Consider the following 25,304-nt stretch of genomic DNA (forward strand, 5'->3'; position numbering starts at 1 on the left):
CTGAAAGCCGTTCCGCTTTCCCGCGCCGCAGGTTCAGCAGCAGGGGAGAGCGGTTCAGCTTCTGTCCGGTACAACGATTAATCCGGGCAATGATCAATTAATAATATTCAGTTCAGCCTGATCAGTATCACTGTCAGGAGAGTTTACCCACCGCAGCGGCGATTTCCGGCAATGCCGCACGTGCAAACAGCTCTTCAAAGTCAGGCAGGTGGCCCAGCACTTCCCGGTTACAGGCATCCTGATACATGATCCAGCCGTAAGTCGCCAGGCTGTCCATGGAGCGGATGTTACGTTGCGTCAGCGCCGCTTTGTAATCTGACATGCGTTTAGTGCCAATCAGACTCGCCAGTTCGTCATCGCTGTAACTCTCGATGGCCGAACGGGAATGACGTTGCAGCTTGCTGACCAGCGAAAAGTCTTCAGTCATCAGCAGATTACGCACCGCTTTTTCTACCGCCGCATCTTCAACCGGCGTGCCTTTCGGCAATTTAGCCAGTGCCAGTTGCTGGGCAAAGCTCAGCACGGTGTAGTTGTTCAGCAGGACAAACATCTCCTGCGTATCGGTCGCGCCATAGGCCGGGACGGCACCGTTGGCGATGGTTTTACCCTGACGCCACGCAGCTTTAAACTTGGCAACCTGATGTCCTGCCAGCGCCGTTGACAGCTCTTCGAGCAGATCTTTGCGGCTCTTGGCTTTCAGAATCTCGCCGCCATCCTGATACAGCAGCAGTGAACGCGGCATCACGTAAACAAAGTGGTGACACTCTGTTTCCCAGTTTTCCAGCAGCCAGGCGGCACGTGGCGATTTGGTTGCTTCCAGATGCCAGTTAAGCATGGTCAGTACGGCCTGCTTATGCACCTGCGCCATCTCATCCTGATCGGCAATCGAGCCGAACCGCACCGAATCACCGGCAGCGTGGCTGGCCAGCGATCCATACGGGTCGTACTGGTAGGCAAAGCCGCCGCTCATGCCGTTGCCAAATCCTTTACCAAAGGTGCCCAGGTTAAGGATGGCGCCGTTAGTCATATATTCGCAGCAGAAGTCACCGACGCCTTCGACTACAGCCGTTGCGCCTGAGTTACGCACCGCGAAACGGTCACCGGCCTGACCCTGTACGAACAGACGTCCGCCGGTTGCGCCGAACAGCGCAAAGTTACCAATCAGCACATTGCCATCGGCATCCTGCGCGCCGCCGCCAGGCGACATCACAATCAGTTCGCCGCCACACTGTCCTTTGCCGACACCGTCGTTACAGGTGCCGTAATGGGTCAGCTGCATGCCATCGTTGCAGAATGCGCCAAACGACTGACCTGCAGAGCCGGTGGTGGAAATTTTTACACTCTCAGGGGCCAGATAACTACGGCCGCGATCGTCGGTCATGACGGCAGGCATTGCCTTCAACTGCTCCTGGCTCAGCTCATGGTTTAGCATGCGCTCAATATCGATTGCCAGCTGGCCGCCGACGCTTTTATTGCGGTTGTTCAGGACGATGCTGTTGCCCAGAGCGACATCAGGATTTCCCTGCTCCACCAGCGACAGCTTCAGTTGCTCAATCCAGCCATCGTCCAGCTCAAAATCTTTTTCCAGATAAACCGGCTTGTCGATTTTCAGCTCAGGCACCACCGTGAGCATGGCGCGTAAGTCGAGTTTGCCCACTTCCAGCGGATGATCCATCAGGTGCAGCAGGTCAGAGCGACCGCGTGCCTCACGCAGGGAACGCAGGCCCATACGTGCCAGAATCTCACGCACTTCATGCGCCACGTTGAGGAAATACTGCGCCAGCTGACGCGGGTCGCCATCAAAGGCTTCGGCGTTAGTGGTTAAGCCAGCCGGGCACTTTACGTTACAGTTCTTCGCCATCACGCATTTCAGCATCATCAGCGCGGTGGTGCCGAACTCGAAACTGTCGCCGCCCAGCAGGGCAGATTTCACCACATCGCTGCCGGTTTGCTGTGCGCCAGAGCAGCGCAGCAGTACTTTCTCGCGCAGGCCATTGGCGCACAGTGCCTGGTGGACTTCAGCGATGCCGATTTCTGCCACGCGTCCGGTATATTTCAGGCTGGTGACAGACGCCGCGCCTGTCCCGCCGGTGTTACCCGCCACGTTAATCACGTCTGCACCGGCTTTAGCCACGCCAACTGCGATGGTGCCGATCCCTTCTGACGAGACCAGTTTGACAATGACGCGAACCCGCGCGGCTTTACAGTCGTGAATCAGCTGCGCCAGATCTTCGATGGAGTAGGTATCGTGATGCGGCGGTGGAGAGACCAGCTCAACGCCAGGCGTACCGCCACGGGCCGCAGCAATCTCAACGGTAACTTTGGCTGCCGGTAACTGACCGCCTTCGCCAGGTTTCGCACCCTGACCAATTTTGATCTCCAGCTCTTCCAGCATCGGGTCTGCCAGATAGGCAGCCCAGACGCCGAAACGGCCCGAAGCCAGCTGTTTGATACGGGAGGCTCGGATGGTGCCGTGACGGGAGTAATGCTCGCCACCTTCACCACAGTTACTCATGCCGCCGACCATGTTAGTACCGTGTGCGACCGCTTCATGAGCCGGCGCGACCAGCGCGCCGTGGCTCATTGCCCCGGAGGCAAAAGTACGGGTAATTTCACAGGCTGGCTGCACTTCACTCAGCGGCAGTGAGGGCAGGGTAGTGAAAATACGTGACAGATAATCTGCCGCTTTACCGTATGCCGTTACTTTAAGACCGCCGGTGACTACTTCGCTGCTCTCGATATCGTCGCCGAAGCGGAATTTCAGGGCGCGGGAAAGGTTCTGCAGGCGCTCGCTCTCTGGTTTCAGACCTTCAATCGCATCGGTCAGACGCAGCATAAAGTGATTCAGGCTGCCATCCACCGCTTCACACTCCATGCCGCGAATAGCAAAGCCGTTGTTGGTAAGCGAGTAGCGTCCCAGTTTGCGACGAAACTCTGCTTCGCTGTCGATGTGGGTCAGGTCAGCCGGGAAGGTCAGGATATCGCGCAGGGCCGCCGGACGACGTTTACGCTCTTCATACATCAGGCTTGAGAACTGACGGTAGTCGGCCGTAATCGCAAAATTGTTGATCACATCATCCGGGATGCGCTCGAAGCTGCTGTCTTTAAACGTCTCTGGCTTGATGCCAAACGCGTTATCCAGTTTTGCCAGCGTCATCAGGCGGATAAAGTTGTCCTCTTCGCGCGCCTTGTCGGCAAAACGAATCGGCTCTTCGGTCATGTCGATGAAGGTACGCACAGCAATGGTGCCGTAGGAGTGACCCGCGCCTTCTGCACGCTCTTTAAACAGGCCCAGTAAGGGCACTTCAGACTCGCCCTGAATTTTCAGTGCGCTCTGGTGCCAGTCAACGGCCATCTGCGCAATCGCTGCGAAACCTGCACCGCCAACCGGCGTTCTGATATTCGGGAAATACTTTTTCAGCACCGGATCATCGGTGTTAAGGAAGTTCGGCTCGAAGAATTCGCCGCTGCTGTAGCTCTCAACGGTACAGAGGCCCACTTTGCCCATCGTTTTCATCAGCGCTTTTTCAGCCGCTTTGGCATAGCGCTTAAAGGCTTTGTTACCTTCTTCACCTTCGCCAAATTTCTCCTCTGCGCGCATCTGTACGCCCAGTGGATAGATAGCGGAAGCACCGAAGCCGAGCGTGGCGGCAATGTGGTGCGAGGAGATGCTCTGGCCGCTTTCTACCACCAGAGACACATCCAGACGCAGGCCTTCCTGTATCAGGCGCTGGTTGATGGCAGAAACCACCAGCAGCATCGGGATCGCAGCGTGCTTAGAAGAGATATGGCGATCGGTAAGCACGGCGATGCCGCCCTGTGCACGGGCAAAATCCACTACCTGTTGCGCCAGGTCATCAATCGCTTTTTCCAGCGCCTTTGCATTCGCAGTGGTGCTCAGCAAATCTTTGCCGATCACCGGCTCATAGAGCATCTCAAAGCGCGCATAAGGGGCGATGGTCTGCTCGCGCAAACGCAGCATATCAAGATGGCTGAGGATCGGTGTCGGCACCACAATCTGACGGCCTTTGCTGCGGCCCAGATGGGGTTTTGCGCCCAGCGCGACACGCAGCGTCATGCCATCCACTTCGCGGATAGAGTCCAGCGGCGGGTTGGTCACCTGAGCAAAGCGCTGAGAGAAATAGTGCGCCATGCCGCCTTCATGGTCGGATAAGCCGTTGATGGCGTTGCCGTAACCCATCGCGGAGATCTTCTCTGCGCCGGTGTTCAGCATCGGGTCCATCATGAACTTGAAGCTTTCCTGGTTGTAGTAGTAGGCAACAAAGCGCTGATAGGTTTTCAGATCGCCGCGATAACGCAGCGGTGAACCCTGCTGTTCTGCCGGGATCTCAGGCAGATCGTCGAGGCCGACGCGGGCTTCACGCAGCAGCGCAGAATAATCTTTCTCTGCAGCCAGTTTCTCCAGCGCCTGCAGCGTGGTGTAGCTGCGTTTCTCACGATGATCGAAATAGAGCATGCCGCCCGCTTCGATACGGCCACGACGTAACACGCTTTCAGGCGGGAAGGCGATCTGGCCGGCTTCCGACATCGCACCAATATACTCAGCCGTTTCGACTGAACGCAGTGGACGCAGGCCAAGGCGGTCAAGGCGGGCACCAATCACTTCGCCGTTGCCGAAGATTAATGCCGCCGGGCCGTCGTTCTTCTCTTCATACAGAGAGAAATACTCCAGCATGTCGCGCACTTCTGCTGGCAGTGAACTGTCGTTTTCCCATGCTGGCGGCATCATTGAGACGACGGCGGTGATCAGGTCGAGGTTATCTTCCATCAGACGGCTGTGGATGCTCTGATCCAGACGTGAGCTGTCGGACTGGCCTTTCGGCCGCACGATTTTCTTACCACGAGCCAGCGCCAGCGCGGACTCGGCGATGCGGTTTTTACGGTCCGTATTTAGCTCACCGTTATGCGCCATCAGGCGGAACGGCTGCGCCATGGTGGTATGCGGATCGGTGTTGGTGGAGAAGCGGGTATGGAAGAACAGCCCGCGAACCTGATGATCGGGATCGGTCAGATCTTTGAAGTAAGGAATCACTTCATTGGAGTTCAGACGGGCCTTAAACACCTGCGTGCGCGACGATAGCGACAGCGGATAGAGACCACCAAATTCGCTTTCAGTGAAGGCAAGAGCTTCAATGGTTAACAGGGCGCGGTAGATGCGTTGTTCGAAGTCGTTCTGATCGACCACGTCCTGTGGCGCAGTGAAAATCCACTGCAGAATCGGTAACTGGAACTGCACCGCTGCCGGGCGCGTCACACTGCTATCGAGCGGCATGTCACGTTTCATGATCACCGGCAGGCCAAAGCTGCTGAGTGCCTCATCGACCAGACGTTCGGCATTCGCGCGCAGCTCAGCATCTTTCGGCACAAAGAAGTTGCCGACGCCGAAGCGGCCCGCTTCCAGCGGCTGGCCGGTAATTTTGCGGAAGAAGTGCAGCGACAGATCAACGTTGACCCCCGCGCCATCACCGACGCCTTCCGCTGACATACCGCCGCGGTGAGGCACCGTGCACAGGGCGCTATGCGCCATCTGCAGAATCTCGTGGGTCTGCTCGCCGTCCTTACGCGTAATGAAACCTACACCACAGCTGTCACTGCCTGCTGTCGGATCATACAAGCCATAGGATTGAGGTTTTTTAGTGGACATTGAGGGTCTCCTTAAACTGCTTTGACATTACCTGCACTGATTCAGGGTCTGGGCGCACTGGGGCGCTATCATTTTCATCGCCATGCTCTGTCGAGCGCGCGTCATAGCCCTGAGCATTTCTCTCCAGACATCGGTAAAACGTCCTTAATTGAGCTGCTCTCTGATTTCCGGTCTCTTAAAGGAGATGACTTAAACCACGCGGGAGTCTTCTTGTTGCATAGATATGCCGAGACAATGGCCCGTCTGGAAAGCTTTCAGCGGATTTCCAACTTATCGGGAAAGCGTAATCAGGTCAAATAGGGTGGTCAGACGGAGTAATTAGCTGTTTTATCTGCTTAAATACATGAATTAAAAGAATTTTATGGTTTAAAATGTATCACTCTGGTGCCCGGCGATTGGCCGATAAATGTGAACTGACTCACTGTAGTGCAGGCGTCAGATCTCTGCACCATGCTGGTGACGGGGTGTTAGACAGCATTAAATGCTGTTCAGCACCGTTGATGCATAGCATGTATCTGTTTTTCTTATGTCCGGCTATTTGAATGAAACAGCGGTTGGTTATAAGAAAAATTAATCAGCATGCGCGTGCTTAAAACATCATTAAAGATGAATGGGTATGCATATAAAAGGATGTGCCTGTGCAACAGGACGTTGCCAGGATATTGAAAAAAGGCCGTACAGAGAAATCGGTGATTCACTGGCGGCCTTACAGATTATTCATTTGGCACAGTCAGTCAAGGGTTTTAACCGCTTTGTCCTTAACGTCGCCGATCGGCTCTGCAGATGCACCATAAAAGGGCATTTTATCCCGCATCTCTCTGCGACGTGCTGCGACGTCAGCAGGGTAACTGCGCTATTATGAGGCTGTTTCTCTTCCAGGGAGTTGTTATGAAACAAATTCGTCTGTTGGCGCAGTACTACGTTGATTTAATGGTCAAGCTTGGGCTGGTGAGGTTCTCGCTGCTGCTGGCGTCTGCGCTGGTCGTGCTGGCGATGATTGTCCAGATGGCGGTCACGATGGTACTGCGGGGCCATGTCGAGAGCATTGACGTGGTGCGTTCGGTCTTCTTCGGGCTGCTGATTACGCCCTGGGCCGTCTATTTCCTGTCGGTAGTGGTCGATCAGCTGGAGGAATCCCGGCAACGGCTGGCAAGGCTGGTGGATAAGCTGGAAGAGATGCGTACCCGCGATCTGGAACTCAATCAGCAGATGAAAGAGACCATTACGCAGCTGAATCAGGAGATCAGCGATCGTAAAAAGGCGGAGCTGGCACGCGAACAGGTGATGGATAAGCTGCGTGAAGAGGTGACCCGTCGTGAGCAGGCACAGATCGAACTGGAGCAGCAATCCTCCTTCCTGCGCTCATTCCTGGATGCTTCGCCTGACCTGGTTTTCTATCGCAACATCGATAAACAGTTCTCTGGCTGTAACCGCGCGATGGAACTGCTGACCGGCAAAAGCGAAAAGCAGCTGATTGGCCTGACGCCACGCGATATCTATGATGATGAAGCGGCGACCAAGGTGCTGGAAACGGACGAGAAGGTGTTCCGCCACAACGTCTCCCTGACCTATGAACAGTGGCTGCAATACCCCGACGGGCGCAAAGCCTGTTTCGAAATCCGTAAAGTGCCTTATTACGACCGTGTTGGTAAGCGCAGCGGGCTGATGGGCTTTGGCCGCGATATAACGGAGCGTAAGCGCTATCAGGACGCGTTAGAGAACGCCAGCCGGGAGAAGACCACCTTTATCTCTACGATCAGCCACGAGCTTCGTACGCCGCTTAATGGCATTGTCGGCCTGAGCCGCATTCTGCTGGACACCGACCTTAATCAGGAACAGCTGAAGTACCTGAAAACCATCCACGTCTCGGCCATCACGCTGGGCAACATCTTCAATGATGTGATCGAGGTGGATAAAATCGAACGCCGTAAAGTGCAGCTGGACAATCAGCCGCTCGACTTTACCGGCTTCCTCGCCGACTTAGAAAATCTTTCCGGCCTGCTGGCCCAGCCAAAAGGGCTGAAGTTTGTGCTCGCGCCGCAACTGCCGCTGCCGCATATGATTTCCACTGACGGGACGCGTCTGCGCCAGATTCTGTGGAACCTGATTGGTAACGCCGTGAAGTTCACCCAGCAGGGCGAAATCGTGGTGCGTGTGACGTATGAGCAGGATGAGACGCTGCGCTTTGAGGTGCAGGATTCTGGCATGGGGATCCGCCAGGACGAGCAGGACAAGATTTTTGCGATGTACTATCAGGTCAAAGACCAGCATGGCGGTAAACCGGCAACCGGAACCGGCATCGGGCTGGCGGTATCACGCCGTCTGGCGCAGGCGATGGGCGGCGATATTCGCGTTCACAGCGCACCAGGACAGGGTTCATGCTTTACCGTAGAGATTAAAGCGCCGCGCATTGCTGAAGAGGTGGAAGACGAAGGCGTGGACGACAGCCTGCCACTGCCTGCGCTGCACGTGCTGCTGGTGGAAGATATTGAGCTCAACGTGATTGTGGCGCGCTCGGTACTTGAGAAGCTGGGTTGCAGCGTCGAGGTCGCCATGACCGGCAGTGAGGCGCTGGCGATGTTTGACCCGCTGGAGTTTGATCTGGTGCTGCTGGATATCCAGCTGCCCGATATGACCGGCCTGGATGTCTCACGGGCGATTCGCCAGCAATATCAGGGAACGCATCTGCCACCGCTGGTTGCGCTTACTGCAAATGTCCTCAAAGACAAAAAAGAGTATTTCGATGCGGGAATGGATGACGTCCTGAGCAAACCGCTGGCGGTGCCGGCCCTGACCGCAATGATTAAAAAGTACTGGGATTATCAGGCAGAACCTGAAGAGGAGACTGCTGATGTCAGCGATGACAAAACCCGGATGCTGCTGGATGTCGCCATGCTGGAACAGTATATCGAGTTGGTTGGCCCAGGCCTGATTACCCAAAGCCTGACGATGTTTGAAAAGATGATGCCGGACTATCTTGCGGTACTGGAGTCAAATCTGATGGCGCGCGATCAGAAAGGCATTGCCGAAGAGGGGCACAAAATCAAAGGGGCGGCGGGTTCGGTCGGGCTGCAGCGTTTGCAGTTGCTGGCGAAACAGATTCAGAGTCCGGAGTTGCCGGCATGGTGGGACAATGTCGTTGAATGGATTGATGAGCTGAAGCATGAGTGGCGGCACGATGTGCAGGTATTACGCGATTGGGTGTCAGAGCAGGAAAAGTGATATTCCAGAAAAAAATGACCCCAGCCGAGGCCGGGGTGCGCGAATACTGCGCCAACACCAGGGAAATCATTGCGGCCGCTATGATATGAATAATTGATGCAGCCGCAGGGTATTGGTTAACACTGTCATCACCTTAGCAAATTCATCTTCTCATGCGACAAGATTCATTAAAATTTGTGATATTGAGCAGCGTTTAAATACAGAAAACATTAATTTGGCAACACAGTCAAGTAAGGAATCAATTTCTGTGCTGCGTTGCTGTTATTTTAATCAGTTTTGCCTCTTTTCGTGTAGTTTTAAGGCTGCTGTGCAGCGAAGCGGTGGCCGGGTAGCAGTAAAGTGAGCCAGCGTTAACATTTGCCTCTTCAGGGCGGCTAAAACGCTGATATTGCAAGCGCGCAGCCTGAAATGATACGAATTATCCAAAACGATTTGGAATGATAAAAAAGAATCTAAAAGTTTGTCCTTTTCTCTTCCTGACATGAGAGTTACTGCTGGAAGGAAACAGTGCCATAACAGCCACAAGTCAGTCCGTTAAGCGCTGTTTAATTATACGTTATAACGATAATTCTGATTAAGCTTTGGACAGCACTGGATTAAGAAAAAAATAACAGTTAAGTATATTGAATGATTTATCCAGGTGCTTATTACTCATTATTAACTGTTTATCTGGAAAGGTGCTAAGCAGGGTCAATCAATGGAACCGATTCCTTTTTTTCGGAAGTCCTTGAACTATTTCGAACTGTTGCAGCATTTTGATGCAAAATGATTGAATAAAGTCTGGAAACTACCGCCTCGTTTTCAGCGATAATCGTAAAAAGAGTGCTTTAATGGCACTGATTACATGAGTGATTGATTAACGTCTGAAACAAGTATGGGAAGATTGCATGAACAAGCATAAAGGAAGCGTCGGACAGCGTATCAGACGTATTGTTGTTCGCGTGCTGTTGGTATGGCTGGGAGTATGGCTGGCGGGAATTTTGCTTTTTTCATTCTTACCGGTGCCGTTCTCGGCGGTGATGGCTGAACGACAGATCGGTGCCTGGTTACGCGGTGATTTTAGTTATGTCGCCCATTCAGACTGGGTTGGCCATGACGAGATTTCGCCCTGGATGGGACTGGCGGTTATCGCCTCAGAAGATCAAAAGTTTCCCACTCACTGGGGCTTTGATGTCGCGGCGATTGAGTCCGTACTGGATAAGAGCGACAACCGGATGCGCGGGGCGTCCACGCTGTCACAGCAGACGGCGAAGAATCTGTTTCTCTGGGATGGTCGCAGCTGGGTCCGCAAAGGTCTGGAGGCGGGTCTGACGGTAGGGATTGAGACAGTCTGGACAAAGCGGCGCATTCTGACCGTCTATCTCAATATTGCAGAGTTCGGGCCGGGCATCTTTGGCGTTGAGGCAGCTTCGCAGCGCTACTTCCACAAGCCAGCCAGCCGGCTGACCGCAGCCGACGCCGCTTTGCTGGCGGCAGTTCTGCCTAATCCAATTCGTTATCGTGCTGCTGCGCCCTCCGGTTATGTCAGAGAGCGGCAGCAGTGGATACTGCGTCAGATGCGCCAGTTGGGCGGCGAGGGCTTCCTGCAGCGTAATAAGCTCGATTAAGCCTTAATCTTCATCGAAGCCCGCTTCAAAAAGCTCAATGACCGCAGCCAGCGCCGGAACTTCCTCCGGGCCGCTGGCTTCAATCTCAATATGCCCGCCTTTAGCCGAGTCGAGCATCAGCAGCGCAATCACGCTGCTGGCTTCGGCTTCCGTGCCCGCTTCATTACGCAGCAACACTTCGGCATCAAAGCTCTGCACCAGCTCAAATAACTTCATTGCCGGACGAGCGTGCATGCCCAGCTTATTTTTGATTTCTACAGTTTGTCGGACGGTCATGATTTGCGCTTTTCCAGCGTGCGATGGCGTGACTGAACATTCTTACCGCGCGAACGGAAGTAATCCGCCAGCTGTTCTGCGATATAGACTGAACGGTGTTTGCCACCGGTGCAGCCAATCGCCACGGTAAGATAGCTACGGTTATTGGTTTCCAGCATCGGCAGCCAGAGTTCAAGGTAGCTGCGCGTCTGGTAGATAAAGTTATGCACTTCAGTGTGACGATCAAGGAAGGCCGCCACCGGACGATCGAGGCCGGTCATCGGGCGCAGTTTCGGATCCCAGTGGGGGTTGGGCAGAAAGCGCACGTCAAACACATAATCAGCGTCGATCGGGATGCCATGTTTGAAGCCAAAGGATTCAAACACCATGGTCAGCTCGCGTTCACGCTTGCCGAGCAGGCGGGTACGCAGCATCTCTGCCAGTTCATGCACCGACATCTCTGAGGTATCGATAATCAGATCGGCACGCGAGCGCAGCGGCTCCAGCAGATCGCTCTCTTCATCGATGGCGCTCTCCAGCGACAGGTTTTTGCTGGAGAGGGGATGCAAACGGCGCGTATCGCTGTAGCGACGAATCAGGGTGTTGCGATCGGCATCAAGGAACAGCAGCTGAGGTGAAAATGTGTCAGGCAGATTATTCAGTGCGGTTTCAAAAATTTCCGGGGATTCAGGCATGTTACGCACGTCGATACTGACCGCTGCCGAAATATTGCGCTCAGCCAGTGAGTTAGCTAACTCAGGCAGTAGCACGACCGGCAGGTTATCAACGCAGTAGAACCCCATATCTTCCAGTGCACGGAGTGCCACTGACTTCCCCGAGCCTGAACGACCGCTAACGATCATCAGCACCATGACCTTCTCTCCCGTTTTAAAACCGGCTCCCGGCCGGTAAAGACGCGTTACTGCTCTGTCTGGACTTCCGTAATAATGGCGTAGAGCTCTTCATCACTCTGCGCAGCTCGCAGACGACGGCAGACCGTTTTATCTGCCAGACGCTTCGCCACCAGTGACAGGGTGTGCAGGTGTGTTTTGCACTGGTCAGCCGGGACCAGTAAAGCAAACAACAGATCGACTGGCTGGTTGTCGACGGCATCAAACGCAATCGGCTGTTCGAGGCTGATAAACACCCCAACCGCGCGCAGCGTATCCTCTTCCAGCTTGCCGTGAGGAATGGCTATCCCGTTACCAATACCGGTACTGCCCATGCGTTCTCGGGTCAGGATCGCTTCGAAAAGCGTCTGGTGCGGCAGGTTGAGCTGCTTAGCGGCCAGTTCGCTGATGATTTCCAGCGCACGTTTTTTGCTCTGGCAGTGTACGCCGCTGCGGGTGCAGTCTGGCGAAAGCACTGTGCTCAATTCCAGTGTGAGATCGTTGTTCATTATCGTTTCACTTGCGTGTTCACCAGGCCATTCACCGCCAGCGCGTCTTAACGCCTGAGACAAACGGCGCTTGCTCAGATGACAAAACGGGGCGGATTATCCGCCCCATCCTGTCGGCTCTGCGCGCGAGGCGCGCGTCGCTAGCGTGAAGGTTAGTGTTTTTTCAGTTTATCTTTGTGTTTGGTCAGCTGACGGGCGAGCTTGTCGATCAACCCATCAATTGCCGCATACATATCTTCCGCTTCGGATGTGGCGTGCAGCTCGCCACCATTCACGTGTAGGGTTGCGTCCGCCACCTGAGTGACTTTCTCAACCTTCAGGACAATATAGACCTGATTGATATGTTCAAAATAGTGTTCCAGTTTGGCAAATTTACCGTTAACGAATTCACGCAGAGGCGCAGTGATTTCAACGTGTTGCCCGGTCAGGTTCAGCTGCATAGGTCTTCCTTCTCATTTCTTTCAAACCAGTTGTTTACGCTGGTTCGATGGCGGGATGGATAAAGACTCACGATATTTGGCGACGGTACGCCGTGCCACCATAATCCCCTGATCAGATAACATGGAGGTCAGTTTACTGTCGCTCAAGGGTTTGGCTGGATTTTCCGCCGAAATTAATTTCTTCACCAGGGCACGAATCGCTGTCGAGGAGGCTTCGCCGCCCCCTTCAGTATTGACGTGACTGGAGAAAAAGTACTTCAGTTCAAAAATGCCACGCGGGCTGTGCAGATATTTCTGCGTGGTCACACGGGAAATTGTCGACTCGTGCATCTCAACGGCCTGGGCAATATCCGCCAGCACCATCGGACGCATAAATTCTTCACCCTGCTCGAAAAACGCCTGCTGCTGCTCAACAATGCAGCGCGTCACTTTCAGCAGCGTATCATTGCGGCTTTCCAGACTCTTAATCAGCCAGCGGGCTTCCTGAAGGTTGCTGCGAATGAACTGGCTGTCGCTGTCGTTGCGCGTCGCGCCGCCCATTGCCGCATAGTGCTGATTAATCTTGAGGCGCGGCACGCTGTCGGCATTGAGTTCAACCGTCCAGCGGCTGCCGACTTTACGCACCAGCACATCGGGAATGACATACTCCGGCTCGCTGGTGTTGATCGACTGACCCGGACGCGGGTCCAGGGACTGAATCAGCAGCATCGCCTCTTTCAGCACCTCTTCTTTGAGGCGCGTCACCCGCATCAGGCTACGGAAATCGTGATTGGCCAGCAGGTCGAGATGTTCGCTGACGATCAGGCGTGCTTCTGCCAGCATCGGCGTTTCAGGCGCATATTGCGACAGCTGAACCAGCAGACAGTCACGCAGATCGCGCGCGCCAACACCAATAGGATCAAAGCGCTGGATGCGTTTCAGCACCGCTTCAACTTCATCCGCTTCAAGCTCATCGTTGCCGATACTGTCGAGGATCTCCTCAAGCGAAACGGTGAGATATCCGGTGTCATCGATAGCATCGACGATAGAAGTGGCAATAGCGCGATCGGTGTCACTGAAAGGCGTCAGTCCGACCTGCCACATCAGATAGTCCTGAAGTGACTGTGTGGTTTCGCCCTGATAAACCGGTAACTCATCATCCTGATAATCGGTGCCAGTGCCGGAAGGCGTGCCCGCGGTGTAGATCTCATCCCAGGTGGCATCCAGCGGCAGTTCATCGGGCATCTCTTTCTGCTCAAGCGCTTCCCGTGTATCCAGCGCCTCAGACTCCGACGATTCCCGGGAGTCGATCTCTTCATGCAGATCAGTCTGCTCAAGCAGCGGATTGCTTTCGAGTGCAAGCTGTAACTCCTGCTGGAGTTCAAGCGTAGAGAGTTGCAGCAGACGAATCGCCTGCTGCAATTGTGGAGTCATTGCCAGCTGTTGGCTGAACCTGAGTTGTAAACCTTGCTTCATAGACAGGATGGTAGTTCCCAGGTAAACATCGGTATTAACGACACCTTATCAGAGTCTGAACTCTTCACCCAAATAAACCCGCTTAACCTGCTCATCCGCAAGAATTTCATTGGGTGTGCCATGCGCAATCAGGCGTCCCTGGCTGACGATATAAGCCCGCTCACAGACCGCTAACGTTTCACGTACGTTATGGTCGGTGATCAGCACGCCGAGGCCGCTGTCACGCAGATGCTCAATGATTTTCTTGATGTCGATAACGGAGATCGGGTCAACACCGGCAAAAGGCTCATCCAGCAGGATGAATTTAGGATTAGCGGCCAGCGCGCGCGCGATCTCAACACGACGTCGCTCACCACCTGAAAGTGCCTGACCCATGCTGTCGCGCAGGTGCTCGATGTGGAATTCTTCCATCAGTTCACGGGCGCGATCCTGGCGTTGCTCTTCGGTCAGATCATCACGAATCTGCAGTACCGCCATCAGGTTATCGTAGACGCTGAGGCGACGGAAAATCGACGCCTCCTGCGGCAGATAGCCGATGCCACGACGCGCACGTGCATGCAGTGGCAGGATACTGATATCTTCATCATCAATAACAATGCGGCCAGCGTCACGCGGGACAATGCCCACCACCATGTAAAAGGTGGTGGTCTTACCGGCACCGTTCGGACCCAGCAGGCCGACAATCTCGCCGGACTTTACCTGCAGACTGACATCTTCTACCACGCGACGGCCTTTATATGCCTTCGCCAGGTTTTCTGCGATTAATGTGGCCATAGCTATCAGTTACTCTTCTTTCCGGTGTTGGACGTACCTTTATCCTGAAGTTGCGACGGCACCAGGACGGTGGTGACGCGCTTGTTCTGGCCCTGGCTGTAAGCCTGCATTTTCTGCTCTTTTACCAGGTAGGTAATACGATCGCCTTTGATGTTGCTGTCCTGCTGCTCAATGAAAGCATTGCCAGTCAGTTCAACGAAATCGTTAGCCAGTTCGTAGTGCAGTTTTGAGGCATGGCCCTGAACCGGTTTGCCGCTGTCCTGCATCTGATAGAAAGTAGCGGGGTTACCGTAGGCATCAACGATGGTTTTCTTGCTGTCGCCGCCAGGACGGGTCACCACGACTTTATCCGCCGTGATTTTGATTGAACCCTGCGTCACGATGACATTGCCGGTAAAGGTCGCGACATTGCCCTGCAAATCCAGCGCCTGATTCTGCGAGTCAATATTGACGGGCTTATCCGAGTCACCGGTCAGGGCAAGCGCCGGAACGCTGGTTGCCAGCAACATGCTGGCCAGTAAAAGCTTCAGGCTATTTTTGTTCATTTTGAATTTCATATGAGGTTTTGACCTTCTCGATTAACTCGGCGTTTTTTGTCCGTAAATTGCCGCGCATTTTCATGCCGATGGAGTTAAAACTGCGGCCATACAATGTCACCTGGTCATCAGAAGTAACGTCCTGAGTGACAAGATTGATCTGCGCGTTATCCGTTTTAATACGCTCAAGCTGAGAATCCTGCGTCAGCGTATTCAGCTCAACATGGCCATACAGATAAAGCATACGATCTTTGGTGAGCTTTGCTTTATCTGCACGTAGCGTCCAGGTAGGAATTTTGTTCTCATCATAAGTGGTCATCACCGGATTTTCGAACCAGCTCAGCTCCTCATCCGAGAAATAAGTCACTTTGTCAGAGACCAGTTTATATGACAGCGCGCCCTGCGGGTTGTAAACCACAGTGTGTGAATCCGCACTGGTATAGGTCGGCGACTGACTGCCCGTATCGACTGGGGTGCCATCGTCATCCTGGTTAGTAAGATTCCAGCCGATCAAAACCAGTGCAATCAAGGTCAGAATCAGCGTTATCCAACGCCTGCTTTTACTCATACTGATTGCCCTTTGGCATCCTCAAATTTGTTCTGCGCCATTAAGATCAGGTCACATACTTCGCGAACCGCACCGCGTCCACCGGCGATCCGCGTAACATAATGCGCGCGTGGCAGCAGGATAGGATGTGCATCCGCCACCGCCACACTTAATCCCACTTTCGCCATAACCGGCCAGTCGATCAGGTCGTCACCGATATAGGCGACCTGTTCGCCGGAAAGAGACAGTTTATCCAGAAGTTCACGATAGGCCAAAAGCTTATCGGATTGTCCCTGATAAAGATGACGGATGCCGAGCGTTTTGCAGCGATCTTCCATCAGGCGGGCATTGCGGCCGGTAATAATAGCCACTTCCACATCGGAGGTCAGCAAACAGCGCACGCCGTAACCGTCCCGCACGTTGAATGCCTTCAGCTCTTCGCCATTATTCCCCATGTAGATCACCCCGTCGGACATCACGCCATCGACGTCGCAGATCAGCAGACGAATCTTGCTGGCGCGCGCCATAACGTCAGCAGTGACCGGGCCATAGCAGGTTTCAATCGGGGGAGTTGCCTGTTGCATTTTCTCTTCCTGTTCAGACTACGCCAGCGCGCAGCATGTCATGCATATGTACCACACCGAGCAGACGGTCGTCATCGGCCACCAGAATCGAGGTAATGTTTTTAGTCTGCATCAGGTTCAGGGCTTCAACCGCCAGCATATTTGGCCGGACGCGAATGCCACCTGGCGTCATCACTTCTCCAATGGTAGCGCGCTGGAAATCGATGCCCATATCAAAGATGCGGCGCAGGTCACCATCCGTAAAGATACCTTCAATTTTCATCAGACCGTCGACGATGACCGTCAGTCCCAGATTTTTGCGGGTAATTTCCAGCAACGCATCGCGCAGTGAGGCATCACGCGTGACGTGCGGCAGCTCATCGCCGCTGTGCATGATATCAGCCACATGCAGCAGCAGTTTACGGCCCAGCGCACCGCCTGGGTGGGAGAGGGCAAAGTCTTCCGCTGTGAATCCGCGCGCTTCCAGCAGCGAAACCGCCAGTGCATCACCCATCACCAGCGTGGCCGTAGTGCTGGTGGTCGGAGCCAGACCCAACGGGCAGGCTTCCTGCGGAACATGGACACACAGATGGACATCGGCAACCCGGGCCATCGCACTGTCAGGTCGTCCTGTCATGCAGATCAGCGCAATATGCTGACGTTTCAATACCGGAATCAGCGCGAGGATTTCGTTCGACTCGCCGCTGTTGGAGATAGCGATGACCACATCATTTTTGCTTACCATGCCCAGATCGCCGTGGCTGGCTTCAGCCGGATGCACAAAAAAGGCCGGTGTGCCGGTACTGGCAAAGGTCGCCGCCATTTTTTTGCCGATATGACCAGACTTGCCCATGCCCATCACCACCACTTTCCCCTGGCAGGCGTAGATCAGGGCGCAGGCGCGGGCGAAATCCTCGTTGATATATTGATCGAGCTGTTCCAGTCCTTCACGCTCGATGCGCAGGACGGTTTTTCCCGCCTGCTGGAAATTAAATGCTGTTGGTTGCTGATATGACATAGTGAGTCTGTCCTTGTTAGCCGTCCATGAATGCCGGCTGCATCCACAGCAGCGTCACCCAGACGAAGAAACCACAGAGTAAAAATAAGCCTGCCGTGCGGCCAACGCGTCGGCGACGCAGCAGGCAGAGCAGAGCAAACAGTACACTGACACCCAGCATCACCCAGTAATCGCGGGCGAAAGCGTGATAGTCGACGCTGCCGGGGTGAATCAGCGCCGGCAGGCCCAGCACAATGGCAATATTATAAATGTTGGCGCCGATCAGATTACCGATCGCGATATCGTCTTCACCTTTCAGCGCGCCCGCAATGACCGTTGCCAGTTCAGGCAGGCTGGTGCCCACGGCGATCAGCGTCAGGCCCATCACCAGTTCGCTGACGCCAAAGTAGTCGGCAAAGGCGGTGGCATTGTCGATCACCATCCGGGTCGACATCGGCAGGATAATCAGCGCGACGGCCAGCCAGAGAAAAGCCACCGTATTTCCGCTCTCTTCACGAGGCAACTCAGCCAGCTGCTCGCGGGTCAGTGTATCGTTATTGTCCTGTTCGGCCTTACGCGCAATGCGAATCACCACCATCAGATAAATAGCGGCAATGGCGATCAGGCCAATTCCATCCAGTCGACTAAGCTGATTGTCAAACAGCATGACTCCGCTGAGCAGGGTAACCAGCAACATCAACGGCAGTTCACGGCGTATCAGATTAGAATGGACGCTCAGCGGGTGCATGAGTGCAGCGGCGCCCAGGATCAATAATATGTTGGTAATATTCGAGCCGAGCGCGGTGCCAACAGCAAGATCCATCTGGCCATGCTGCGCCGCAGAAAATGAGAGGATCATCTCTGGCAGTGAGGTGCCGATGCTGACAACGGTCATGCCAATAATCAGTGGCGGGATGCCAAACGATCGGCACAATATAGAGGCGCTAAACACCAGACGATCGGCACCATATGCCAGTAAAAGCAAACCGATAATCAGCAGTGCAGAAGCTACGAACATGAAAAATCCTTGCATAAAAACCCAGGCCGGCAATGCCATTTCCGACCGGTTTAAGGTTCTGTTTGGCGAGACAGGCGCTGATTTTGACCGCCTGAACGGCAAAAGTAAATTTAATGACCATTTTCGCCAAATCTTAGCGGTAAGTTTCTGTAAAGCTATCGTGAATCAGGACCGAACAGGCTACCATCGTACCCCATGTTTACGCCCGATCCTTACAAGAGGTAATAATGATCCAGCAGCATACGAATCTGGTTGAGGTTCGTGGCGTGAGTTTTTCGCGCGGAGATCGCACCATCTTCGACGACATTTCGCTGACCGTGCCGAAAGGCAAAGTAACGGCGATAATGGGACCGTCGGGGATAGGAAAAACCACTCTGCTACGCTTGATTGGGGGGCAACTTCAGCCAACCAGCGGTGAAATTTTTTTCCGTGGCGAAAACATTCCGTCATTGTCTCGCGCTAAATTGTACGAAGCGCGCAAGAAAATGAGCATGCTGTTCCAGTCTGGCGCCCTGTTTACTGACTTAACGGTCTATGAAAATGTCGCCTGGCCGCTGCGCGAACACACTCGTCTGCCCGCCCCGATTCTGCACAGCACCGTATTAATGAAGCTGGAAGCGGTGGGCCTGCGCGGCGCGGCTCAGCTGAAACCGGCTGAGCTGTCAGGCGGTATGGCACGCCGTGTAGCCCTGGCGCGCGCGATTGCGCTTGAGCCGGAGCTGATCATGTTTGACGAACCCTTTGTCGGACAGGATCCCATTACCATGGGCGTGCTGGTAAAATTGATCGACGAACTTAATCATGCTCTGGGCCTGACCTGTATTGTGGTCTCGCACGATGTACCGGAAGTACTGAGTATCGCGGACTATGCCTATATCGTGGCCGGACAAAAAATTATCGCACACGGCACCACGCCTGAACTGCGAGAGAATAATGACCCACGCGTGCGCCAGTTTATCGATGGCCATGCGGATGGTCCGGTTCCATTCCGTTTTCCTGCCGGCGACTATCTCGCTGATTTAACCGGCTCAGGGAGTAACTAATCAGATGGTCTTGAAGGCGCTGGCGTCATTCGGTCGTCAGGGAATTGAAACGTGCGCCAGTTTTGGACGCGCAGGATTAATGCTGTTTCACGCGCTGGTGGGAAAACCCGCGTTCCGCAGACACTCGCCGCTACTGATCAAACAGCTCTATAGTGTTGGCGTATTGTCGTTACTGATTATTGTGGTTTCAGGTCTGTTTATCGGCATGGTACTCGGACTGCAGGGCTACCTGGTGCTGAACACCTATGGTGCCGAAACCAGTCTGGGTATGCTGGTGGCGCTGTCGTTGCTGCGTGAACTGGGGCCGGTTGTCACCGCGCTGCTGTTTGCCGGACGGGCAGGATCGGCACTGACGGCTGAAATCGGGCTGATGAAAGCTACTGAACAGCTCTCCAGTATGGAGATGATGGCGGTGGATCCGTTGCGCCGCGTCGTTTCGCCGCGCTTCTGGGCCGGTTTTATCAGCATGCCGCTACTGACAATGATCTTCACCGCGGTCGGTATCGCTGGCGGTGCACTGGTTGGCGTGAGCTGGAAGGGAATCGATCCCGGCTTCTTCTGGTCAGCCATGCAGAACGCGGTCGATTTCCGGACCGACGTCGTTAACTGCATCATCAAAAGCGCCGTATTTGCGGTGACGGTCACCTGGATTGCCCTCTTTAATGGCTATGACGCGATTCCCACTTCTGAAGGGATCAGTCGCGCGACAACGCGTACCGTAGTACATGCTTCACTGGCGGTGCTCGGGTTGGATTTTGTGCTGACAGCACTGATGTTTGGGAATTGATGCAATGCAAAGCAAAAAAAGCGAAATCTGGGTTGGCATTTTTATGATTATGGCGTTGATCGCCGCATTGTTTCTCTGTCTGCGCGTCGCCGATTTAAAGTCGATGGGCACAGAGCCGACGTGGAAACTCTACGCTACCTTTGACAATATCGGCGGCCTGAAAGCCAGTTCGCCGGTCAAAATCGGCGGTGTGGTGATTGGCCGGGTAACAGAAATTGCGCTTGAGCCGAAAACGTTGCTGCCGCGTGTCACCATGGAGATCAGCGATCAGTATGCGAATAAAATCTCAGACACCAGCTCGCTGGCTGTCCGGACCCAGGGTCTGCTGGGTGAGCAGTTCCTGGCGCTGAACTTAGGCTTTGACGATCCTGAACTCGGTTCGGCGATGCTGAAAGATGGCGATACGCTGCGTGACACGAAGTCAGCCATGGTGCTTGAAGATCTAATCGGCCAGTTCCTTTATAAGAGCGGCGATAACAAACAAAAAAGTGACAACAAGGATGCGCAGGAAGGCGACAGTGCTGCGCCTGCGGCACCGGCTCAACCTTAAAGAAGAGGGTATAATATGTTTAAACGTTTACTGATGATTGCCATGCTGGTGGTTGCAGTACCGCTGACGGCGACCGCAGCCGATCAGAGCAATCCTTACAAGCTCATGAACGAAGCAGCAAATAAGACGTTCACCCGTCTGAAAAATGAGCAGCCAAAAATCAAACAGGATCCGAACTACCTGCGTGAAATTGTGCGTCAGGAGCTGCTGCCTTATGTGCAGATCAAATATGCCGGCGCGTTAGTGCTGGGCCGCTACTATCGTGATTCAACACCTGCACAGCGCGAAGCCTACTTCAGCGCCTTTGGTGACTACCTGGCGCAGGCTTATGGTCAGGCATTGGCACTCTATAACAGCCAGAGCTACCAGATTCAGCCTGAGCAGCCGTTGGGCGATGCCCAGATTGTCGCCATTCGTGTCTCAATTATCGATCCAAATGGCCGTCCACCGGTTCGTCTCGACTTCCAGTGGCGTAAAAACAGCCAGACCGGTAACTGGCAGGCTTATGACATGATCGCCGAAGGCGTCAGCATGATCACCACTAAACAAAATGAGTGGAGCGATCTGTTACGTACCAAAGGTATTGATGGTCTGACGGCACAACTGAAGTCTTCTGCGGCACAGCCGATCACGCTGGATAAACAACAATAATGCACGAATCGTTACGCTGGGAGCGGGAAGCCAGCACGCTGTTACTGAAAGGCGAACTGGATCGCGACACGTTGATGAGCCTGTGGCAGCAACGCGAGACGCTGATTAAAGATGTCGATACCATCGACGTCGCAGCGCTAGAGCGTGTTGACTCTTCCGGTCTCGCCCTGCTGGTGCACCTGCGGGAAATCGCACGGGCGCAGGGTATCACGCCACGCTTTACGGGCATCAGCGACAAACTGCACTCGCTGATTACGCTTTACAATCTGCAACAGATTATTGTTTCTGCGGATAAAAGCGCCTGATTTCCGGTTGTTATGCTAAGCCCCTGTTTTCGACAGGGGCTTTTGCGTATTTAAGAGTCAGCCGCTTTCCTCTACTATGTCAGCCTTATTATTATTAAGTGAAGTTAAGCCCAATGGAAAACAGTGAAATTCAGGCCGTGCTGATGGCCGCATTGCCTTTAGACGAAGTTCATGTGATGAGCAATGATGGCAGCCATTTTCAGGTGATCGCCGTAGGCGAACTGTTTGGCGAACTGAGCCGCGTCAAAAAGCAGCAGGCTGTGTACGCGCCGCTGATGGAATTCATCGCGGATAACCGCATGCATGCTGTCTCTATCAAAACCTACACTCCCGCTGAATGGGCGCGTGACCGTAAACTCAACGGTTTCTGATCCCCAGCGTGGTGAACTCGCCGTGGGCGAGTCCAATTTTTAGCGAGTTAATTGAGAGCCGTGTTAATGGAAAAATTTCGTGTGCAAGGCCCCACCCGTTTAAGTGGTGAAGTAACCATTTCCGGGGCGAAGAACGCCGCACTTCCTATTCTGTTTGCTGCCCTGCTGGCCGAAGAGCCGGTAGAGATCCAGAATGTGCCAAAGCTGCGCGACATTGATACCACCATGAAGCTGCTTACTCAGCTGGGTGCGAAGGTGGAACGCAACGGTTCTGTGCATGTCGATGCCAGCGCGGTAGATGTATTTTGTGCCCCTTACGATCTGGTCAAAACCATGCGTGCCTCGATCTGGGCGCTGGGCCCGCTGGTGGCTCGTTTTGGTCAGGGTCAGGTTTCCCTGCCTGGCGGCTGCGCTATCGGCGCGCGTCCGGTTGACCTGCACATCACGGGTCTGGAACAGATGGGTGCCGAGATCAAACTGGAAGAGGGCTACGTTAAGGCGTCAGTCAATGGTCGCCTTAAAGGCGCGCTGATCGTCATGGACAAAATCAGCGTCGGTGCAACTGTCACCATCATGAGTGCTGCGACCCTGGCGACCGGTACGACCGTGATTGAGAATGCGGCCCGTGAGCCGGAAATTGTCGATACCGCCAACTTCCTGAATACCCTGGGTGCCAAAATCAGTGGCGCAGGCAGCGATAAAATCACCATCGAAGGCGTAGAGCGTCTGGGTGGCGGTGTTTACCGCGTCCTGCCAGATCGCATCGAAACCGGTACTTTCCTGGTAGCGGCTGCGATTTCAGGCGGCAAAGTGATGTGTCACAAAACCCAGCCTGATACGCTGGACGCTGTGCTGGCTAAGCTGCGTGATGCGGGTGCCGACATCGAAACCGGTGAAGACTGGATCAGTCTGGATATGCACGGCAAGCGACCAAAAGCGGTCAACGTGCGCACCGCACCGCATCCGGGTTTCCCGACCGATATGCAGGCGCAGTTCACCCTGTTAAACATGGTCGCAGAAGGCACGGGCCTGATTACTGAAACCATTTTCGAAAACCGTTTCATGCATATCCCGGAACTGATTCGTATGGGCGGACATGCTGAGATCGAGAGCAACACCGCGATCTGTCATGGAGTTGAAACCCTGTCAGGCGCGCAGGTGATGGCGACTGATCTGCGTGCTTCGGCCAGTCTGGTTCTGGCGGGTTGTATCGCGGAAGGAACGACGTTCGTTGATCGCATTTATCATATCGATCGTGGCTATGAGCACATCGAAGATAAACTGAAAGCGATGGGCGCGAACATCGAGCGCGTTAGCGAAGAGTAATCCCGCTGATACGCTGAAAGAGCCAGCCCCTTTTGGGGCTGGTTTTTTTTCGCCTGAAGATCGGCTGGGATCTCAGGCGCGGCCAGAGTGATCCGCAGGCGTCCGGATACGTTTTTTGCGATCCAGCAGGCAGTGGGTATCGGGATCGTAATAGCGGCTGGGCCAGATTTCACTCGGGTGAATCTTGATTGCGTCGGCGATCAGCCATTCGCCTTTTGGCCAGGGACGTGTCAGCGCATTAGCCAGCGTTGATGAACTCAGACCTGCTGCGCGTGACAGCGCTGCCAGAGTCATACCACGCTTATGTAGCGCAGCGATAATGTCAGCCGGATGCCAGTCTTCCATCCTTTTTTCCATAACCAGTTCTCCTTTTCCTTGTCATTGCGTCGTCCTGCGGGATGTTGGCTTTCCTCTTTACTGTTATCTGGAAAGAACAAGTCTTTTATAGCAAATAGATTCCATTAATTTCCAGTTATATTTGGATCCAGCGTCTGGTCTGCGTGATGGCACGTAAAAGGAATGCAACAGCTAAGAGGGAGTAAAGAGAAGTGAGAGCGGGGATGTAAAAACGGAGCCTGGCAGGCTCCGTATAGGATTAGAAATCGCGCTGAACAGACATGTGCGCCAGTGACTCCAGGGCGCTGCGCCACGGTGATTCAGGCAGAATTTGCAGGGCTTCAATCGCTTTATCCGCTTCCTGTTCGGCGCGGTTGCGCGTCCATTCCAGCGAACCACACTGATTCATCGCTTCCAGCACTGGTTCCAGCAGATGGCGGCCATTTCCCTGCTCAATGGCTTCACGGATCATCTTCGCCTGCTCAGGCGAGCCGTGCTGCATCGCATGCAGCAGTGGCAGCGTCGGTTTGCCTTCACTCAGGTCATCGCCGGTATTTTTACCCAGCGTCTCGCCGTCAGCACTGTAATCCAGTAAATCGTCAATTAACTGGAAAGCCGTACCCAGATAGCGCCCATAATCCTGCAGCGCCTTTTCCTCTTCTGGAGTGGCTTCAGCCAGAATCGCAGAGGCCTGCGAGGCCGCTTCAAACAGGCGCGCAGTCTTACTGTAAATCACGCGCATATAGCTCTCTTCGGTGATGTCGGGATCGTTAACGTTCATCAACTGCAGGACTTCGCCCTCAGCAATTACGTTTACCGCTTCTGACATCAGCGCCAGGATACGCAGCGAACCCATGCTGGTCATCATCTGGAAGGCGCGGGTGTAAATAAAATCACCGACGAGCACGCTTGCCGCATTGCCAAACGCCGCGTTCGCGGTCGCTTTGCCACGACGCATATCGGATTCATCCACGACATCGTCATGCAGCAGCGTGGCGGTGTGGATAAATTCGATCAGCGCCGCATTGGTCACGTGCAGGTCGCCCTTGTAGCCCATGGCTCGTGCAGATAGCACGGCAATCATGGGACGGATACGCTTGCCCCCACCACTGATGATGTAGTAGCCCAACTGGTTGATGAGCGAGACATCTGAATTCAGCTGGTCGAGGATGGTCTGGTTAACGGCAGCCATATCCTGTGCGGTTAATTCATTAATCTGTTCTAAGTTCATTCGTCTTTTCAGCTATGACTCGTTATCTCTGCCATGGTAAGTGGTTTACCCAGCCAGCGTTCAGGTAATCTGTTACTGATTGTACTTGAATTTTGGGCCTGAGAAACGGTTGCATTCAGCCTGTGTTTTTTTTCTGCAAGAGTGTGCAAAGTGCTCTTGTCTTCTTCTGGAGTTTTGCGTAGAATTCGCGCCCTATTGTGAATATTTAGCGCGCCGCCTGATGAAC

Annotated in this window: 24 protein-coding genes; 10 read left to right on the plus strand and 14 right to left on the minus strand. The window is 54.0% G+C overall.

The window, feature by feature from the left end; genetic code table 11:
• Positions 1 to 133: 133 nt before the first annotated feature.
• A complete protein-coding gene (locus ACN1CO_RS11755) occupies positions 134 to 5,665 on the minus strand; it encodes a glutamate synthase-related protein (RefSeq protein WP_419139116.1) in 5,532 nt (1,843 codons plus the stop codon).
• Between the two features lie 888 nt (positions 5,666 to 6,553).
• Between ACN1CO_RS11755 and arcB the strand changes: the two genes are divergently transcribed.
• Both arcB and mtgA read left to right on the plus strand, forming a co-directional pair.
• Positions 6,554 to 8,887: an aerobic respiration two-component sensor histidine kinase ArcB gene (arcB, locus tag ACN1CO_RS11760; protein ID WP_419139117.1), complete on the plus strand. Its 2,334-nt coding sequence runs from the start codon at positions 6,554 to 6,556 to the stop codon at positions 8,885 to 8,887.
• An 887-nt stretch (positions 8,888 to 9,774) separates the two neighbouring features.
• Complete coding sequence (mtgA, locus tag ACN1CO_RS11765) at positions 9,775 to 10,494, plus strand: monofunctional biosynthetic peptidoglycan transglycosylase (RefSeq protein WP_419139118.1); 720 nt, start codon at positions 9,775 to 9,777, stop codon at positions 10,492 to 10,494.
• A 3-nt stretch (positions 10,495 to 10,497) separates the two neighbouring features.
• Here the strand turns inward: mtgA and npr are convergent, their stop codons facing one another.
• The 11 genes from npr to ACN1CO_RS11820 form a co-directional block, all read right to left on the minus strand.
• Positions 10,498 to 10,770, minus strand: coding sequence for a PTS phosphocarrier protein NPr (gene npr / locus ACN1CO_RS11770; RefSeq protein ID WP_003851116.1), 273 nt, complete (start codon positions 10,768 to 10,770; stop codon positions 10,498 to 10,500).
• Positions 10,767 to 11,621 carry an RNase adapter RapZ gene (rapZ, locus tag ACN1CO_RS11775; RefSeq protein WP_010251920.1) on the minus strand — a complete coding sequence of 285 codons (855 nt, stop codon included), beginning with the start codon at positions 11,619 to 11,621 and terminating at the stop codon, positions 10,767 to 10,769. The genes npr and rapZ overlap by 4 nt, the downstream gene beginning before the upstream one ends.
• Before the next feature lie 47 nt (positions 11,622 to 11,668).
• The gene (ptsN, locus tag ACN1CO_RS11780; protein WP_013359876.1) at positions 11,669 to 12,148 is read right to left on the minus strand and encodes a PTS IIA-like nitrogen regulatory protein PtsN; all 480 of its coding nucleotides are present in this window, start codon (positions 12,146 to 12,148) and stop codon (positions 11,669 to 11,671) included.
• Positions 12,149 to 12,300: 152 nt separating this feature from the next.
• Complete coding sequence (gene hpf / locus ACN1CO_RS11785) at positions 12,301 to 12,588, minus strand: ribosome hibernation promoting factor (RefSeq protein ID WP_090963879.1); 288 nt, start codon at positions 12,586 to 12,588, stop codon at positions 12,301 to 12,303.
• 21 nt (positions 12,589 to 12,609) lie between these two features.
• Positions 12,610 to 14,043: an RNA polymerase factor sigma-54 gene (rpoN, locus tag ACN1CO_RS11790; RefSeq protein WP_090963881.1), complete on the minus strand. Its 1,434-nt coding sequence runs from the start codon at positions 14,041 to 14,043 to the stop codon at positions 12,610 to 12,612.
• A 48-nt stretch (positions 14,044 to 14,091) separates the two neighbouring features.
• Positions 14,092 to 14,817 carry an LPS export ABC transporter ATP-binding protein gene (gene lptB / locus ACN1CO_RS11795; RefSeq protein ID WP_090963883.1) on the minus strand — a complete coding sequence of 242 codons (726 nt, stop codon included), beginning with the start codon at positions 14,815 to 14,817 and terminating at the stop codon, positions 14,092 to 14,094.
• Between the two features lie 5 nt (positions 14,818 to 14,822).
• On the minus strand, positions 14,823 to 15,374 hold the full coding sequence (gene lptA, locus ACN1CO_RS11800; protein ID WP_419139119.1) for a lipopolysaccharide ABC transporter substrate-binding protein LptA: 552 nt from the start codon (positions 15,372 to 15,374) through the stop codon (positions 14,823 to 14,825).
• On the minus strand, positions 15,349 to 15,921 hold the full coding sequence (gene lptC, locus ACN1CO_RS11805) for an LPS export ABC transporter periplasmic protein LptC (RefSeq protein ID WP_419139120.1): 573 nt from the start codon (positions 15,919 to 15,921) through the stop codon (positions 15,349 to 15,351). The genes lptA and lptC overlap by 26 nt, the downstream gene beginning before the upstream one ends.
• Complete coding sequence (kdsC, locus tag ACN1CO_RS11810; protein ID WP_419139121.1) at positions 15,918 to 16,484, minus strand: 3-deoxy-manno-octulosonate-8-phosphatase KdsC; 567 nt, start codon at positions 16,482 to 16,484, stop codon at positions 15,918 to 15,920. Before kdsC ends, lptC begins: the two co-directional genes overlap by 4 nt.
• Positions 16,485 to 16,497: 13 nt before the next feature.
• Positions 16,498 to 17,481, minus strand: coding sequence for an arabinose-5-phosphate isomerase KdsD (kdsD, locus tag ACN1CO_RS11815; protein ID WP_419139122.1), 984 nt, complete (start codon positions 17,479 to 17,481; stop codon positions 16,498 to 16,500).
• A gap of 16 nt (positions 17,482 to 17,497) precedes the next feature.
• Positions 17,498 to 18,478, minus strand: a complete 981-nt coding sequence (locus ACN1CO_RS11820; protein ID WP_419139123.1) for a calcium/sodium antiporter — start codon at positions 18,476 to 18,478, stop codon at positions 17,498 to 17,500.
• Between ACN1CO_RS11820 and ACN1CO_RS11825 the strand changes: the two genes are divergently transcribed.
• The 8 genes from ACN1CO_RS11825 (at position 18,477) to murA (ending at position 23,511) form a co-directional block, all read left to right on the plus strand.
• Positions 18,477 to 18,734, plus strand: a complete 258-nt coding sequence (locus ACN1CO_RS11825) for a hypothetical protein (protein WP_419139124.1) — start codon at positions 18,477 to 18,479, stop codon at positions 18,732 to 18,734. The two genes, ACN1CO_RS11820 and ACN1CO_RS11825, sit on opposite strands and share 2 nt — an antisense overlap.
• A complete protein-coding gene (gene mlaF / locus ACN1CO_RS11830; protein ID WP_090963892.1) occupies positions 18,706 to 19,521 on the plus strand; it encodes a phospholipid ABC transporter ATP-binding protein MlaF in 816 nt (271 codons plus the stop codon). Before ACN1CO_RS11825 ends, mlaF begins: the two co-directional genes overlap by 29 nt.
• A gap of 4 nt (positions 19,522 to 19,525) precedes the next feature.
• On the plus strand, positions 19,526 to 20,308 hold the full coding sequence (gene mlaE / locus ACN1CO_RS11835) for a lipid asymmetry maintenance ABC transporter permease subunit MlaE (RefSeq protein WP_090963895.1): 783 nt from the start codon (positions 19,526 to 19,528) through the stop codon (positions 20,306 to 20,308).
• Positions 20,309 to 20,312: 4 nt separating this feature from the next.
• A complete protein-coding gene (gene mlaD / locus ACN1CO_RS11840) occupies positions 20,313 to 20,858 on the plus strand; it encodes an outer membrane lipid asymmetry maintenance protein MlaD (RefSeq protein WP_283546434.1) in 546 nt (181 codons plus the stop codon).
• Positions 20,859 to 20,873: 15 nt separating this feature from the next.
• Positions 20,874 to 21,509, plus strand: a complete 636-nt coding sequence (gene mlaC / locus ACN1CO_RS11845) for a phospholipid-binding protein MlaC (RefSeq protein WP_419139125.1) — start codon at positions 20,874 to 20,876, stop codon at positions 21,507 to 21,509.
• The gene (mlaB, locus tag ACN1CO_RS11850; protein ID WP_010251883.1) at positions 21,509 to 21,814 is read left to right on the plus strand and encodes a lipid asymmetry maintenance protein MlaB; all 306 of its coding nucleotides are present in this window, start codon (positions 21,509 to 21,511) and stop codon (positions 21,812 to 21,814) included. Before mlaC ends, mlaB begins: the two co-directional genes overlap by 1 nt.
• A gap of 113 nt (positions 21,815 to 21,927) precedes the next feature.
• A complete protein-coding gene (gene ibaG, locus ACN1CO_RS11855; RefSeq protein WP_003851098.1) occupies positions 21,928 to 22,185 on the plus strand; it encodes a BolA family iron metabolism protein IbaG in 258 nt (85 codons plus the stop codon).
• A 66-nt stretch (positions 22,186 to 22,251) separates the two neighbouring features.
• On the plus strand, positions 22,252 to 23,511 hold the full coding sequence (gene murA, locus ACN1CO_RS11860) for a UDP-N-acetylglucosamine 1-carboxyvinyltransferase (RefSeq protein ID WP_419139126.1): 1,260 nt from the start codon (positions 22,252 to 22,254) through the stop codon (positions 23,509 to 23,511).
• 72 nt (positions 23,512 to 23,583) lie between these two features.
• On the opposite strand, the gene ACN1CO_RS11865 is transcribed toward murA, so the two are convergent.
• Together ACN1CO_RS11865 and ispB are read right to left on the minus strand one after the other, a co-directional pair.
• Positions 23,584 to 23,868: a helix-turn-helix domain-containing protein gene (locus ACN1CO_RS11865; RefSeq protein ID WP_419139127.1), complete on the minus strand. Its 285-nt coding sequence runs from the start codon at positions 23,866 to 23,868 to the stop codon at positions 23,584 to 23,586.
• A 238-nt stretch (positions 23,869 to 24,106) separates the two neighbouring features.
• Positions 24,107 to 25,078 (minus strand): octaprenyl diphosphate synthase, encoded by a 972-nt coding sequence (ispB, locus tag ACN1CO_RS11870; protein WP_419139128.1) that lies wholly within the window; start codon positions 25,076 to 25,078, stop codon positions 24,107 to 24,109.
• Positions 25,079 to 25,304 lie beyond the last annotated feature (226 nt).

This window comes from Pantoea sp. R13S299 (assembly GCF_048515925.1).
GTDB lineage: Bacteria > Pseudomonadota > Gammaproteobacteria > Enterobacterales > Enterobacteriaceae > Pantoea.

Excerpts from the sequence above, each read along its gene's own strand:
- ACN1CO_RS11755 (WP_419139116.1), bottom strand. The coding sequence starts at position 5,665 with ATGTCCACTAAAAAACCTCAATCCTATGGCTTGTATGATCCGACAGCA.
- arcB (WP_419139117.1), top strand. The coding sequence starts at position 6,554 with ATGAAACAAATTCGTCTGTTGGCGCAGTACTACGTTGATTTAATGGTC.
- mtgA (WP_419139118.1), top strand. The coding sequence starts at position 9,775 with ATGAACAAGCATAAAGGAAGCGTCGGACAGCGTATCAGACGTATTGTT.
- npr (WP_003851116.1), bottom strand. The coding sequence starts at position 10,770 with ATGACCGTCCGACAAACTGTAGAAATCAAAAATAAGCTGGGCATGCAC.
- rapZ (WP_010251920.1), bottom strand. The coding sequence starts at position 11,621 with ATGGTGCTGATGATCGTTAGCGGTCGTTCAGGCTCGGGGAAGTCAGTG.
- ptsN (WP_013359876.1), bottom strand. The coding sequence starts at position 12,148 with ATGAACAACGATCTCACACTGGAATTGAGCACAGTGCTTTCGCCAGAC.
- hpf (WP_090963879.1), bottom strand. The coding sequence starts at position 12,588 with ATGCAGCTGAACCTGACCGGGCAACACGTTGAAATCACTGCGCCTCTG.
- rpoN (WP_090963881.1), bottom strand. The coding sequence starts at position 14,043 with ATGAAGCAAGGTTTACAACTCAGGTTCAGCCAACAGCTGGCAATGACT.
- lptB (WP_090963883.1), bottom strand. The coding sequence starts at position 14,817 with ATGGCCACATTAATCGCAGAAAACCTGGCGAAGGCATATAAAGGCCGT.
- lptA (WP_419139119.1), bottom strand. The coding sequence starts at position 15,374 with ATGAAATTCAAAATGAACAAAAATAGCCTGAAGCTTTTACTGGCCAGC.
- lptC (WP_419139120.1), bottom strand. The coding sequence starts at position 15,921 with ATGAGTAAAAGCAGGCGTTGGATAACGCTGATTCTGACCTTGATTGCA.
- kdsC (WP_419139121.1), bottom strand. The coding sequence starts at position 16,484 with ATGCAACAGGCAACTCCCCCGATTGAAACCTGCTATGGCCCGGTCACT.
- kdsD (WP_419139122.1), bottom strand. The coding sequence starts at position 17,481 with ATGTCATATCAGCAACCAACAGCATTTAATTTCCAGCAGGCGGGAAAA.
- ACN1CO_RS11825 (WP_419139124.1), top strand. The coding sequence starts at position 18,477 with ATGAAAAATCCTTGCATAAAAACCCAGGCCGGCAATGCCATTTCCGAC.
- ACN1CO_RS11820 (WP_419139123.1), bottom strand. The coding sequence starts at position 18,478 with ATGTTCGTAGCTTCTGCACTGCTGATTATCGGTTTGCTTTTACTGGCA.
- mlaF (WP_090963892.1), top strand. The coding sequence starts at position 18,706 with ATGATCCAGCAGCATACGAATCTGGTTGAGGTTCGTGGCGTGAGTTTT.
- mlaE (WP_090963895.1), top strand. The coding sequence starts at position 19,526 with ATGGTCTTGAAGGCGCTGGCGTCATTCGGTCGTCAGGGAATTGAAACG.
- mlaD (WP_283546434.1), top strand. The coding sequence starts at position 20,313 with ATGCAAAGCAAAAAAAGCGAAATCTGGGTTGGCATTTTTATGATTATG.
- mlaC (WP_419139125.1), top strand. The coding sequence starts at position 20,874 with ATGTTTAAACGTTTACTGATGATTGCCATGCTGGTGGTTGCAGTACCG.
- mlaB (WP_010251883.1), top strand. The coding sequence starts at position 21,509 with ATGCACGAATCGTTACGCTGGGAGCGGGAAGCCAGCACGCTGTTACTG.
- ibaG (WP_003851098.1), top strand. The coding sequence starts at position 21,928 with ATGGAAAACAGTGAAATTCAGGCCGTGCTGATGGCCGCATTGCCTTTA.
- murA (WP_419139126.1), top strand. The coding sequence starts at position 22,252 with ATGGAAAAATTTCGTGTGCAAGGCCCCACCCGTTTAAGTGGTGAAGTA.
- ACN1CO_RS11865 (WP_419139127.1), bottom strand. The coding sequence starts at position 23,868 with ATGGAAAAAAGGATGGAAGACTGGCATCCGGCTGACATTATCGCTGCG.
- ispB (WP_419139128.1), bottom strand. The coding sequence starts at position 25,078 with ATGAACTTAGAACAGATTAATGAATTAACCGCACAGGATATGGCTGCC.